The sequence below is a fragment of the Arthrobacter sp. P1_B4 genome (assembly GCF_056406555.1).
Window position 1 is genome coordinate 59,429 of record NZ_JBFTZW010000005.1, and the last position, 12,764, is coordinate 72,192.

The 12,764-nt window shown below is 66.9% G+C and carries 10 protein-coding genes and 2 tRNA genes; 10 read left to right on the forward strand and 2 right to left on the reverse strand.

All coding sequences use genetic code 11. The features are described from left to right. Positions 1-64 precede the first annotated feature (64 nt). The 6 genes from AC1D1W_RS04075 to AC1D1W_RS04100 all read left to right on the forward strand — a co-directional run bounded on the left by AC1D1W_RS04075 (position 65) and on the right by AC1D1W_RS04100 (position 6,510). The gene (locus AC1D1W_RS04075) at positions 65-1,609 is read left to right on the forward strand and encodes a YibE/F family protein (protein ID WP_476943008.1); all 1,545 of its coding nucleotides are present in this window, start codon (positions 65-67) and stop codon (positions 1,607-1,609) included. A gap of 99 nt (positions 1,610-1,708) precedes the next feature. Further along, positions 1,709-2,887 carry a tRNA dihydrouridine synthase DusB gene (gene dusB, locus AC1D1W_RS04080; protein ID WP_018774562.1) on the forward strand — a complete coding sequence of 393 codons (1,179 nt, stop codon included), beginning with the start codon at positions 1,709-1,711 and terminating at the stop codon, positions 2,885-2,887. Then, positions 2,871-4,169 carry a deoxyguanosinetriphosphate triphosphohydrolase gene (locus AC1D1W_RS04085; protein WP_243179636.1) on the forward strand — a complete coding sequence of 433 codons (1,299 nt, stop codon included), beginning with the start codon at positions 2,871-2,873 and terminating at the stop codon, positions 4,167-4,169. Before dusB ends, AC1D1W_RS04085 begins: the two co-directional genes overlap by 17 nt. 52 nt (positions 4,170-4,221) lie before the next feature. Continuing rightward, positions 4,222-6,177 carry a DNA primase gene (gene dnaG, locus AC1D1W_RS04090; protein WP_476943009.1) on the forward strand — a complete coding sequence of 652 codons (1,956 nt, stop codon included), beginning with the start codon at positions 4,222-4,224 and terminating at the stop codon, positions 6,175-6,177. A 53-nt stretch (positions 6,178-6,230) separates the two neighbouring features. Beyond that, positions 6,231-6,303 (forward strand) — tRNA-Asn (locus AC1D1W_RS04095). A 134-nt stretch (positions 6,304-6,437) separates the two neighbouring features. Next, positions 6,438-6,510 (forward strand) — tRNA-Asn (locus AC1D1W_RS04100). Positions 6,511-6,647: 137 nt separating this feature from the next. On the opposite strand, the gene AC1D1W_RS04105 is transcribed toward AC1D1W_RS04100, so the two are convergent. Together AC1D1W_RS04105 and AC1D1W_RS04110 are read right to left on the reverse strand one after the other, a co-directional pair. Continuing rightward, complete coding sequence (locus AC1D1W_RS04105) at positions 6,648-7,055, reverse strand: hypothetical protein (RefSeq protein ID WP_028278282.1); 408 nt, start codon at positions 7,053-7,055, stop codon at positions 6,648-6,650. A 370-nt stretch (positions 7,056-7,425) separates the two neighbouring features. Further along, positions 7,426-8,649 carry a multidrug effflux MFS transporter gene (locus AC1D1W_RS04110; RefSeq protein ID WP_476943010.1) on the reverse strand — a complete coding sequence of 408 codons (1,224 nt, stop codon included), beginning with the start codon at positions 8,647-8,649 and terminating at the stop codon, positions 7,426-7,428. A gap of 184 nt (positions 8,650-8,833) precedes the next feature. Between AC1D1W_RS04110 and AC1D1W_RS04115 the strand changes: the two genes are divergently transcribed. From AC1D1W_RS04115 to AC1D1W_RS04130, 4 genes are all read left to right on the forward strand, one after another. Then, a complete protein-coding gene (locus tag AC1D1W_RS04115) occupies positions 8,834-9,712 on the forward strand; it encodes a phage holin family protein (RefSeq protein ID WP_476943011.1) in 879 nt (292 codons plus the stop codon). Positions 9,713-9,767: 55 nt separating this feature from the next. Beyond that, positions 9,768-10,391, forward strand: a complete 624-nt coding sequence (locus AC1D1W_RS04120) for a CDP-alcohol phosphatidyltransferase family protein (RefSeq protein ID WP_243179632.1) — start codon at positions 9,768-9,770, stop codon at positions 10,389-10,391. Continuing rightward, positions 10,391-11,293 carry a DMT family transporter gene (locus tag AC1D1W_RS04125; RefSeq protein ID WP_028278278.1) on the forward strand — a complete coding sequence of 301 codons (903 nt, stop codon included), beginning with the start codon at positions 10,391-10,393 and terminating at the stop codon, positions 11,291-11,293. Before AC1D1W_RS04120 ends, AC1D1W_RS04125 begins: the two co-directional genes overlap by 1 nt. A 105-nt stretch (positions 11,294-11,398) precedes the next feature. Beyond that, positions 11,399-12,595 (forward strand): glycosyltransferase, encoded by a 1,197-nt coding sequence (locus AC1D1W_RS04130; protein ID WP_028278277.1) that lies wholly within the window; start codon positions 11,399-11,401, stop codon positions 12,593-12,595. The last annotated feature ends 169 nt before the right edge of the window (positions 12,596-12,764 follow it).

Sequence of the window (12,764 nt, forward strand, 5' to 3'; positions counted from 1 at the left end):
GCGTCATCGGTCCTGAGCGGAACCGCCCACGCCGTAAAGTTTTCGGCATGAGGTTGAACTGCTGATGGGCGCCGGACACTCGCACTCCCACAACGAACATCCGGAGCCGACGCCTCAAATGCTGGCTGCGCGGAAGAAGGCCAACTGGATCCTGGCTGCCATCCTGATCCCGCTGACGCTGCTGACCCTGGCGGCCATGGCTTTCATGTGGCCGTCGGGAAGCAAGGAAGGCATCACGCTGGCCAGCCCGTACGCGGCGGCCCCGGGGGTGACGTTTGACACCGGCAAGATCCAGCGGGTCGTCGTCGGCAGCTGTTCGGATGTCCAGGCCGGCGGTGACGCCGCCCAGCAGGGCACCTCCGGTTCCGGGGCCGCGCCGCAGCCGCCGAACGAGGGCTCTCAATGCACGTTCGCCTACACCGAGCCGGACAAGGGCGGCAACCCGGTGAAAGTGGTCATCAACCCTGACGTCGCGAAGTCCCACGGCGTGAAGCCCGGGGACGGCATCCGCTACCTGAACCTCTCCAAGGTGCAGGGCGCCGCGGGCCAGGGCGCGCCGGCCTATGTCTTCGTCGACTTTGTCCGGACCCTGCCCATCATCTTCCTGGCCGTGCTCTACGCCGTCGTGGTGATCGCCGTGGCGCGCTGGCGCGGACTGCGGGCCCTGATCGGGCTTGTCGGCGCATACGTGGTGCTTGTCTCGTTCATGCTGCCCGGGCTGGTCGAGGGCAAGCCGCCGCTGCTCCTGGCTCTCGTGGGATCCACGGTGATCATGATCGGGGTGCTCTACTTCGCCCACGGCTTCTCCGCCCGCACGTCGACGGCGCTGCTCGGGACGATGTTCGGCCTCGCCATTACGGCGCTGCTGGCGGCCTGGGCCACCGACGCCGCCAACCTCGCCGGTGTGGGCAGCCACGACGCTGCCACCCTGACCAACATCTCGGACAACATCTCAATCTCCGGCATCATCCTGTGCGGACTGATCATTTCCGGGCTGGGCGTGCTCAACGACGTCACCATCACACAGTCCTCGGCCGTCTGGGAACTGTGGGAACTRGCCCCCGAAACCAGCGCCCGGCAGCTCTTCACGTCCGCCATGCGGATCGGCCGGGACCATATCGCCTCCACCGTCTACACCATCGCGTTTGCCTATGCCGGCGCGGCCCTGCCGGTGCTGATCCTGGTCATGCTCTACGAGCGGCCGCTCGGGGACGCCCTGACCAGTGCCGAACTTTCCGAGGAAGTCATCCGCACCCTCGTCGGCTCCGTGGGACTCGTCCTGGCCGTGCCGGTCACCACCCTCATCGCCGTGCTGGTGGTCAAGGCCACCGGCATCAGGGGCGGTGCGGCCAGGGGCGGTGCGGTCAGGGGCGGCGCGGAGACGCCCGGTGCCGCTTCCGCCCGCGTGCTGGCCGGCGGCCGCGCGCCCGCCGCCGGTGCGTCCGACTGGGGCGGGTCCGACGGCGGCGGGTCTGCGGAGACCGAGCCGGATGGCATCGGGCMGGCTGGGACTGGGCCGGATGAGACCGAGCCAGACCTAGTCGGGTCCGGCGGTGCCGGTGCCGGTGGCGCCACGCGCCGCGGGCGGCGGGCCGCACTGCGGGGCTGACGACGAATCTGCCCGCACCGAACGCCGCCAGATCGGGGAGATTTCCACATAGCCGGAGCGGGACCGGGCCGATTTGCCCGTCTTTGAGACAATGGTCGGGTGACTGTTGTAGCAACCCCTCCCGCCCCCAAGCTGGAACTCCCGCCCCTGAAGCTGGGCCCGATCACGGTGGACACCCCCGTGATCCTGGCTCCCATGGCGGGCATCACCAACTCCGCCTTCCGCAGACTGTGCCGTGAATACGGCGGCGGCCTGTACGTGGCGGAGATGGTCACCTCGCGTGCCCTCGTCGAGCGCACGCCGGAGTCGCTGCGCATCATTTCGCACGACGACGACGAAAAAGTCCGCTCCGTCCAGCTGTACGGCGTGGACCCCGTCACCGTCGGCCAGGCCGTCCGGATGCTGGTGGAGGAGGACCGGGCGGACCACATCGACCTCAACTTCGGCTGCCCCGTGCCCAAGGTCACCCGGCGCGGCGGCGGATCGGCCTTGCCATGGAAGATCGACCTCTTCACCTCCATCGTCCAGACCGCGGTGAAGGAAGCCTCCAAGGGCAATGTCCCGTTGACCATCAAGATGCGCAAGGGCATCGACGAGGACCACCTGACCTACCTCGACGCCGGCCGGATTGCCCGCGATTCCGGCGTCGCAGCCGTCGCCCTTCATGGCCGAACGGCAGCACAGTTCTATTCCGGCCAGGCCGACTGGTCCGCCATCGCCCGGCTGCGCGAGGCCCTGCCGGACATTCCCGTTCTCGGCAACGGAGATATCTGGTCCGCGGAGGACGCAGTCCGGATGGTCCGCGAAACGGGTGTGGACGGCGTCGTCGTCGGCCGTGGCTGCCAGGGCAGGCCCTGGTTGTTCGGCGACCTCATGGCCGCGTTCGAAGGCAGCGACCAGCGGCACCGGCCGGACCTGCGCCAGGTTGCCGAGAGCGTGTACCGGCACGCTGAGCTCATGGTCGAGACGTTCGGGGACGAGGGCAAAGCCCTGCGCGAAATCCGCAAGCACATTGCCTGGTACTTCAAGGGCTACGTGGTCGGCAGCGAACTGCGGACCAAGCTGGCGCTCGTCACCAGCCTGGAGGTGCTGCGCGGCACCCTGGACCAGCTGGACCTCGACTCGCCGTATCCCGGAGGCGACGCCGAGGGTCCGCGCGGCCGCGCCGGTTCGCCCAAAAAACCGGCACTGCCCAAGGACTGGCTGCTGAACCGGACGCTGGATGATGCCCAGACCCGCGATATTTCCTTCGCCGAACTGGATGTCTCCGGTGGCTGAGACCCGGACCACCGCGCCCGTCCTCGACGGGTATACCTCCCGCGACTGGGCCCGCTGGGTCGAGGAGCCGCCCAAGAGCACCTACCGCTCGGACTTCGAGCGGGACCGTGCAAGGGTCCTGCACTCCTCGGCGCTGCGCCGGCTCGGCGCGAAGACCCAGGTGGTGGCCCCGGATACCGACGACTTCGTCCGGACCCGGCTCACGCACAGCCTCGAAGTTGCCCAGGTGGGCCGCGAATTGGGCCGTGCGCTGGGCTGTGACCCCGACGTCGTGGACACCGCATGCCTCAGCCACGACCTCGGCCACCCGCCTTTCGGCCACAATGGCGAAGCGGCCCTCAACGAAGTGGCGCACGGGATCGGCGGCTTCGAGGGCAACGCCCAGACGCTGCGGCTGCTGACGCGGCTGGAGCCAAAGGTCCTCGCCGCCGACGGCCGGCCGGCCGGCCTGAACCTGACCCGGGCCAGTCTCGATGCCGCCGCCAAATACCCGTGGTCCGCGGTAAACGCCCCGGTCATCCACGGGGAGCGGACCAGCAAGTTCGGTGCCTACGAGGACGACCTCCCCATCTTCGACTGGATCCGCGACGGCGCCCCGGAACGCCGGTCCTGCCTCGAAGCGCAGGTCATGGACCTGGCGGACGATATCTCCTACTCGGTGCACGACGTCGAGGACGCGATCGTCGCGGGGCATTTCCAGCTGCGCTGGATGGACAACCCGGACCACCGCGCCCGCGTCGTCGGCTACGCCAAGCAGTGGTACCTGCCGCACAACGATCCCGCCGCGATCGACGCCGCCCTGGCCCGGCTGGAGGCCACGGACGTCTGGGTGCGCGAGGCCGACGGCAGCCGCAAGGCCATGGCGGCGCTCAAGGACATGACCAGCCAGCTCATCGGCCGCTTCTGCCAGAGCGCACTGGAGGCCACCCGCACGGTCTACGGCCCGGAAAACCTGACCCGCTACAACGCGGAGCTGATCGTCCCGGATGAGACCGTGATGGAAATCGCGGTCATGAAGGGCCTGGCCACCACCTTCGTGATGACCACCGAACACAGGCAGCCCATCTACGAGCGCCAGCGTGAGGTCCTGCACGCCCTCGTCACCGCACTCAGCGCCACGGGGGCCCGCCACCTGGAACCGATGTTCGCCGCCGACTGGCTCGACGCGGGCGACGACGCCGCGCGGCTGCGTGTCGTCATCGACCAGGTCGCGTCGCTGACGGACGGCTCGGCGCTGGCCATGTACGAGCGTCTCGTGGGCAGCCTGCCGTCGCTGTGGTGAGGGCCACCATGGCCGGCCCGTCGGCGTCATACCCGGGGACTAGGATGGCAATGTGGCCGGCCTGATCAAACGCGAAGACATCGATGAAGTACGCCAACGCACCGACATCAAGGAAGTCATCGATGGCTACGTGACGCTCAAGGGAGCCGGGCTCGGGTCCTACAAGGGTCTGTGCCCCTTCCACGACGAGCGTTCACCCTCCTTCACCGTTCGGCCCCAGGTTGGCCGATACCACTGCTTTGGCTGCGGCGAGGACGGCGACGTCATCTCCTTCGTCCAAAAGCTGGACCACATCTCCTTCCACGAGGCCGTCGAGAAGCTGGCCCACCGGATCGGCTTCGAGCTCCACTACGAGGACGGCGGCTCCGGGCCCAACCGGGAGGACATCGGCCGGCGCCAGCGGCTGCTGGACGCGCACAAGGTGGCCGACGAGTTCTTCCGCGCCCAGCTGCTCACCCCCGGCGCCGCAGAGGGCCGCAACTTCCTCTACGGGCGCGGCTTCGACCGCGCGGCGGCCGAACAGTTCGGTGTGGGCTACGCGCCGCAGGGCTGGGACTCGCTCCTCAAACACCTCCGCGGCCGCGGCTACACGGACCCGGAACTCAAGCTGACCGGCATGTTCTCTGAAGGCGGCCGGGGGATCTATGACCGTTTCCGCGGCCGGCTGATCTGGCCCATCCGGGACATCGCCGGCGACACCATCGGCTTCGGTGCCCGCAAGCTCTACGAGGACGATCAGGGACCAAAGTACCTGAACACCCCCGAAACCGCGCTTTACAAGAAGTCCCAGGTCCTCTACGGAATCGACCTCGCCAAGCGCAACATCGCCAAAGACCGCCAGCTCGTGGTGGTGGAAGGCTACACCGACGTCATGGCCTGCCACCTGGCCGGCATTCCGACGGCGGTAGCCACGTGCGGGACCGCCTTCGGCACCGAGCACATCAAGATCGCCCGCCGGCTGCTCTCCGACGACGGCAGCGGTGGAGAGGTCATCTTCACGTTCGACGGCGACGCCGCCGGGCAGAAGGCCGCCCTGCGCGCCTTCGAAGAGGACCAGCGGTTTGTCGCACAAACCTTCGTGGCGGTCGAACCCAACGGCGCGGACCCCTGCGAACTGCGCCAGTCTAAGGGCGACTCCGCCGTCCGGGATCTGATCGGTAGCCGGCGCCCGCTGTTTGAGTTCGCCATCCGGGCCACGCTGAAGCGGCACAATCTGGACACGGTCGAGGGCCGGATCGCGGCCCTGCGTGAATCCGCGCCCGTGGTGGCGCAGATCCGCGACGCCGGAATCCGGCCGGCCTATGCCCGGGAGCTGGCCGGCTGGCTGGGGATGCCGGTCGAGGAGGTCAGCAGGGCCGTCGGCGCGGCGACCAAGCGCGCCGCACAGGCTGCATCGGCTCCGCCGGGCAGCGGCCAGGCCCAGAGCCACGGGCAGGGCGGCGGGCAGGGCTATGCGGGGTCCGGCCGCGGCTTTGCCGGGACCGCGCCCGGCGTTGCCCCCTTGCCGCCGTCGGCCGTACTCCCGTCCTTCAACCGCCCTGATCCCCGGGACCCCGTGGCCGCGATGGAGCGCCAGGCGCTTGAGGTCGCGCTGCAGGAACCCGGCATGCTCGAGGGCGAGACGTGGCAGCGCTTCTCGGAGGCGCGGTTCTCCACACCCGCCTACCTCGCCATCCACGAGGCCATCCGGGCCACCGGACTCGAGTTTTCGGGGGATCCGGTGCGCTGGGTCGAGCAGTTGCTGCAGGAGGTCCCCGAGCCCCTGCGCCCGCTCGTGTCCGAGCTCTCCGTGGTGCCCCTGCCGGCCAACACCCCCGAAGGCGTCCTGCGCTACTGCAAGGACATCCTCGCCCGCTTGTTCGAGCTCCAGATCACCCGGGTCAAGGCCGAGAAGATGGGCCAGCTGCAGCGTCTGGACGCCTCGGCCGACCCCGAAGAATTCCAGCGGCTGAATCGCGAACTCATGCAACTTGAGATGCAGCGGCGGTCCCTGCGCTCGGACGCCTGAGCCGCCGATTTCGTTTCCCGGGCTGGTGTTTGCTAGGCTTATACCCGCTTCATTCCTCCTTAGCTCAATTGGCAGAGCATTCGACTGTTAATCGAAGGGTTGCTGGTTCAAGTCCAGCAGGAGGAGCGCGCAGTCCCCGTTCCGGGTTCCGGAACGGGGACTTTTTTATACCCGGAGGGGTATTTCGCGACTGGCAGGCGCTGGCCCCGCGGCCGATTTCCCTACCGGCAAAACCTTTGCTAATGTCGTACCTGCTTCATTCCTCCTTAGCTCAATTGGCAGAGCATTCGACTGTTAATCGAAGGGTTGCTGGTTCAAGTCCAGCAGGAGGAGCGGACAGGTCCCGCGGCCGGTGAAAACCAGCTGCGGGACCTTTTTTGTTTCCTCTTTTATTTCCTCGTCTTTGTTGCTCCGTCTGTGGCCAGGGCTTTCTGCCGGGCAACGCAGTGGCGGGCGGTTCAGGTGGAGGTTCAGACGAAGTACATTTCCACCTGGAGGAAGCGCTGGGCCTCGGCGACCGCTGCCTGGAAGGCCTCCAGCTCCGTGGGGGACTTCCGAGGCTCCCGCGGGTGCCATTCATGCGGCGCCGAGTGCACCTGGGTGAAACCGCCGCCCGGGGGCGCATAGAAGATGCCGAACCGTTGCACCGGCCACTCCGGGGAAGATTCCGGTGCCACGAGAAGGGCGGAGTCATATGCGGGGTTGTACCACTGGGCAATCGGACGGCGGCGGTCTTCGGTGAACAGGCCGGCGGCGAACAGGGCCGCCGACTGAGGACTAGTCTGAGCGCACAAGCGATCCCACCACAGGGGCAGGATTCCGGCGTCGGACCGCTGCCAAGTGGCCGGAAGGGGCTGGTGATCCTGCCTGTCGGGCATGAAATAACTTTATCGCCCGCCGCGGATGTCGAACAGGGCACAACGGGGGCGCGGGGCTGCAGGCAACGGACAGGGCTGCGTGGGCGGACGGGCGGGGCCATGGGCACAGGGCGCGGCCACGGTGTTCGCTGTACTGGGGCTGCCCGGGGGACATGCTCAGTGCTGGCGGGATGCCCCTGGGGACATGTCCAGTGGTGGTCCTGGCGGATGGACATAGTGCCAATATGTCCAGCCCCGGGAGCCAAGAATGGGCATGTCCCGCGGGGAGGCTGTGAAGAATGGGCATGTCCCGTGGGGAGGCCGTGAAGAATGGGCATGTCCCGCGGGGAGGCCGCGATAAATGGGCATGTCCCGCGGGGGGAGGGCCCGGCTACTGAATCGGTGGCACCGTGCTGGGCCGAACAACCAGCCACAGTGCAGCGGCCGCCAGAAGGATGCAGACGGCCTGGACGGCGCCCATCGGGGTTGCGGAGCTGACGCCGAGCCAGCCGACCACCGGCGAGACCAGGCCAGCCATCAAGAAGGTCGCCGCGCCGAGCAGTGAAGCCGCGGTTCCGGCCTGGGCCCCGTGTTTGGCCAGGGCCAGGACCTGCACGGTGGGGAAGGTGAAACCGGCGCCCAGGATGTAGAACCACAGCGGCACCAGGACGCCCCACAGCCCGAACCCCAGCTGGTCGAAGACGACAATCATGACGGCCATGACGAACATCCAGGCCGTGGAACAAGCCAGGATCCACTGCGGCGGGACGCGCTTGATGAGCCGCGCGCTGGTCTGCACGCCTGCCACGATGCCCAGCGAGTTGACGCCAAAGAGCAGGCCGTACTGCTGTGGCGTGAACCCGTAGACATTCTGGAACAGGAACGGCGAGGCGGAGAGGTAGGTGAAGAGGCCCGCGAAGTTCATCCCGCCCACCAGCAGCAGGCCTACGAAGATCCGGTCGGAGAACAGCACCTTATAACGCTGGCCCATGGTCATCCCGGTTTTGCCGCGCAGTTCCGGCGGCAGGGTCTCCCGGATCACGAAGAGGGCCGCGATGATGACGCAGGTCCCGTAGGCGGCCAGGAACAAGAAGATGCCGGGCCAGGGCATCAGCAACAGCAGCTGAGAGCCGATGACCGGGGCGAGGATCGGGGCCAGCCCGTTGACCAGGGCCATCCTTGCGAACATCCGCACCATCGCGTAGCCGCTGAACAGGTCACGGACCATGGCCATGGCCACTACACCGCCTCCGGCAGCCCCGACACCCATGAGGACACGGAAGAAACCCAGCGTGGCGATGTCCGTGGACTGCGCGGCGCCCAGGGATGCCGCGATGTGGACCGCCGTCGCCACGATCAGGGGCAGGCGTCGGCCGAACTTGTCGCTCAGCGGGCCCACCACCAGCTGTCCCAGCGCGAAACCTATGGTCGTCCCCGTGAGCGTCAGCTGCACCGCGGCCGCGGAGACGCCAAGGCTGTCTTCCAGGGCCGGGAATGCGGGCAAGTAGAGGTCGACCGTGAACGGCCCTAGGGCGGTCAAAGCGCCGAGCGTCAGGATGTAGAGGAATTTGCGACGGCGGCTCAGGGAATCACCGGGATTGTGGGGTGTGCTCACAGAGGTCCATCCTAGGGCCCGCCGGGGTGGCCGGCCGGTGGCTGGGCGGGCGCGCCACACCTTGCCCGAAAAGGCCTCCCAAGAGCCTAAATGATAGTTTTGACACCGGGGTCTGTGCGAAGCTGTCCAGACCCGGCAAGCCCGCGCGAGCGGATCGACGGATGGCACCAGTTAGGCGGGACCGATGAGCGGACGTCACAGCGGCGGCACAGGCAGCGGGTTGCGGATTTCCGCGCTGCCGCAAACCCTGAAGATGATCTTCAAGCTGGCGCCCCGGCAACTCAGTGACGAGATTGCCCTGGCCAAGGCCGAAATCAAACGCAAGGGGACCCAGCTCGGCGTCGCCGGTGCCTTCTTCGCCGTCGCCCTTGTCTTTGTTGGACTCCTGGTGATCGGACTCTTCATTGCAGCGATCATGGGACTGGCCACCATCATGCCCGCGTGGCTCGCCGCCTTGTTGGTCTCTGCCGTCTGCCTGATTATCGCCGCGATCGGGGCGCTCATCGGGCAGAACAAGTTCAAGAAGCTCATGCCGCTGGTCCCCGAGGATACGATCCGGGGGCTTAAATACGATCTCGGCATCGCCAGGGAAGGCTCCGCCTTCGACGCCAGGATCCTGGATCCGAGCACCGAGCAGTACAAAGCAGCGAAGGCCGCCAAGGAAGCCGCCGCAGCCAAAGCGACGGCGGAAAAGGAAGCAAAGGCTGCCGCCAAGCCCGACTTCGGACCGCCGCCCACAGAGGCTGAACTCCGACGCCGGCTGGACCTGCGGCGCACGCACCTTACCGGCGTCCGCGACGACCTCGGCCGTGAACTCGATGTCAAGACCCAGACCCAAATCCTGCTGGCGGCCGCCCAGGTCCGGCTCCAGGACGGCAAGGAGCAGCTCAGCGACAAGATCGCAGGCTTCCGCGCCTCAGCCCGGTCCTCGGCGGGCTCGGCCACATCCGCTGACGGGCAGGGCCTGGCCGACACGATCAAGCGGCGCTGGAAGCCCCTGGCTGTGCTCGCCGCCTCTGGAGCCGCTCTCGCGGTCCTGGTGCGCAGGCTGATAAAGGGCTAGACAGATCCCTGAACCTAAACGCCAAACCGTTGCCGTCCACGGAAAGGGGGAATCGATGAAGTTCATCGGCGCCGGCGCCCGCCCCGGGCAGCCCCTCGTCCACCGCGACTCGGTCTTCACGGTTCCCAATGTCCTGACCGTGGTGCGCTTCCTTGGCGTTCCGTTATTCATCTGGCTTGTCCTCTCGGAGCACAAGTACGGCTACGGTGCCCTCGTGCTCGCGGTCATGGCCAGTACCGACTGGGTGGACGGCTACATTGCCCGCCGCTTCAATCAGATGTCCAACCTCGGACGGGTCATGGACCCGATTGCGGACAGGCTTTCCCTGATCGCCGTCGCCGTGACCCTCGTGATCGCAGGCGTCGTCGAGTGGTGGTATCTCGCCGCGCTGCTGGTCCCGGACGCGGTCCTGCTGGCTCTGTCAGTGTTCTATTTCCACGGCCACCCGGATCTGCCGGTGAGCCGCATCGGAAAGATCCGGACGGGCCTGCTGCTGGTGGGCACGCCGCTGCTGGTGCTCTCCAAGCTTCCGGTGCCCGCCGCGGACGTCTATGCCACGGTCGCGTGGATCTTCCTGGGATTGGGGCTCGTGGGGCACTGGATCGCGGCCTACAACTACGTCTGGGCGATCATCGGCAAGGGCAGGCAGCTTCGGGCGCACGACGGCGGCTCCCGCTGATGGTCTGGGTTGCGGTTTTGCTTGCGGTCCTCGGCGCCTTCTGCCTGGCGTTTGGGGCACAGCGCCAGGGCAGTGCGGTCAAGGCCGATACCGGCGGCCTGGCGCTGAGCACCCACGGCCTGCTGCGGCTCGTGCGTAACCCGCGCTGGGTATTCGGGTTTCTTCTGCTGTGCGCCGGGATGGGAATGAACGCGATCGCCCTCGTCATGGCGCCCTTGACGGTGGTGCAGCCGATCGGCGCGATCGCACTGGTCATCACCACCGTGGTCAACACCAAGGACCAGGGCCTGAGCATGAACCGTGCAACTGTCGTGGCCATCTCGCTCTGCGTGACCGGCTCAGCGCTGTTCGTGCTGCTGGCCGTCACCGCCACGCAGGAGAATCACAACGTCAGCAGCGAGGACGAGCTGACAATCGTGCTGCTCCTGGCCATTGCGGTCGCGGCCTTTGGCACGCTCGCGGTCCTGTTCAGGCACCGCATGAGCGCCTTCGTCTACATCCTCGGCGCCGGCGTCCTGTTCGGCTTCGTGGCTGTGCTGACCCGCATCATCGGCAGGCATCTGCTCGATCCAAATGGACAGTTCCTGCTGAATGTGCCGTGGTACAGCGTCGTTGCAATCATTGCTGCAGGCGTTCTGGGATCGTGGTTTGTCCAAAACGCCTACTCCAGCGGACCGCCGGACCTCGTGATCGCCGGATTGACGGTGATCGACCCCATTGTGGGCATCGCGATTGGCATCGTGATTCTGGGAGAACTGCGTCCGGATGTCCAAGCCGTGACGGCTATTGCCATGGGGACGGCCGCATTGCTTGCTATCGTGGGAGTCATAGCCCTCTCCAGGCACCACCCGGAAGTCACCAAGCGCAAGAAGGACGCGCGGAAGGCAGCGGGCAGGTCCTAGGGCGTCAGTCCAGACTTCGGCTGCAGGCCCGGCGCGCCTGTGCCGACTGCCAGCCGGCCGCCATTGATCCAGCTGTCCGCACAGCGACCACCAGGAGCTCTTCACGTGACCACGTCCGACAACCAGCCCCCGCTGACCATCCTGATTGCCGCTGACACGTACCCGCCCCACGTCAACGGCGCCGCCCAGTTCGGTTACCGCCTGGCCAAGGGGATGACAGCCCGGGGTCACGATGTCCACGTCCTGGCGTGCCGCCCGGGCAAGGGCCCGAGCTACAGCGAGTTCAGCGACGAGGCCACCGTCCACCGCCTGCGCTCCCACTCGGTGCCCACGCACGAGTACTTCCGGGTCACCTTCCCCTGGGAGATCAAGAAGGAAATCGGGCTGTTGTTCGACCGCATCCAGCCGGACGTGGTGCACATCCAGAGCCACTACATGATCGGCGAGCACGTCCTGTACGAGGCCGTGAAGCGCGGTATCCGGGTGGTGGCGACCAACCACTTCATGCCCGAAAACCTGAACCCTTTCCTGCCGTTCCCGCAGTGGTTCAAAGACATTGTGGGCCGGATCTCCTGGCGGGACATGGGCAAGGTCATGGGCCAGGCCGACGTCGTGACCACACCCACGCCGCTTGCCGCCAAAGCCATGCACCAGCACGCCTTCCTCCGCCAGGTCCTGCCCCTTTCCAACGGCATCGACGCCGCAGCCTACGAGCTGCATCCCGACGAAACGGCGGAACGCCACGCCAGCCCCACAGTCCTCTTCGCCGGCCGGCTGGCGGAGGAGAAGCACGTGGACGTCCTGATCGATGCCGTCGCCAAGACGCCTAAGGAACTGGACATCCACCTCGAAATCGTCGGCGGCGGAGAAGTCCGCCCTGCCCTGGAGGCGCAGGTCGCCCGGCTCGGACTGAAGGACAGGGTCAGGTTCCTCGGCCTGGCCAGTGACGCCGAGCTTCGCAAGGCCTACATCACGGCCGATGTGTTCTGCATGCCCGGCACCGCAGAACTTCAGTCCCTCGTGACCCTGGAGGCAATGTCGGCGTCCACGCCAGTCCTGCTGGCCAACGCCATGGCGCTGCCGCACCTGGTCCGGGACGGGGAAAACGGCTATCTCTTTATCCCCAACGACAGCGACGACCTCGCCGCCAAGCTGACGCGCGTGTTCTCGCTGCCCGACCACGAGCTTGATGCGATGGGCAAGACCAGCCGCGAAATGGTGGAAAGCCACGGTATCGCGCGCACGCTGCAGACGTTTGAGGACATCTACCGGGGCGCGAGCTACGACGACCTGGTCCTCTAGAGGCGCCGTCTGGCAGAACGGCGTCCACTCCGAACGCTTCAAGCTCCAGGGCGCCCAGTCCAACAGCATCCAAGTCAGTTGCAGCAGGCCGCCTGCCGGTGACGGCATGCACGTGTGATGCGTCTACTATTGCTAGAGTATTTTTGCCCGGAACCAATCCGGCCCGCGC

What these genes read in the sequence shown, in the direction of transcription:
- AC1D1W_RS04125 (WP_028278278.1), top strand. Translation starts at nt 10,391, where the DNA reads ATGGTCTGGGTTGCGGTTTTGCTTGCGGTCCTCGGCGCCTTCTGCCTG.
- AC1D1W_RS04105 (WP_028278282.1), bottom strand. Translation starts at nt 7,055, where the DNA reads ATGCCCGACAGGCAGGATCACCAGCCCCTTCCGGCCACTTGGCAGCGG.
- AC1D1W_RS04085 (WP_243179636.1), top strand. Translation starts at nt 2,871, where the DNA reads ATGTCTCCGGTGGCTGAGACCCGGACCACCGCGCCCGTCCTCGACGGG.
- AC1D1W_RS04120 (WP_243179632.1), top strand. Translation starts at nt 9,768, where the DNA reads ATGAAGTTCATCGGCGCCGGCGCCCGCCCCGGGCAGCCCCTCGTCCAC.
- AC1D1W_RS04115 (WP_476943011.1), top strand. Translation starts at nt 8,834, where the DNA reads ATGAGCGGACGTCACAGCGGCGGCACAGGCAGCGGGTTGCGGATTTCC.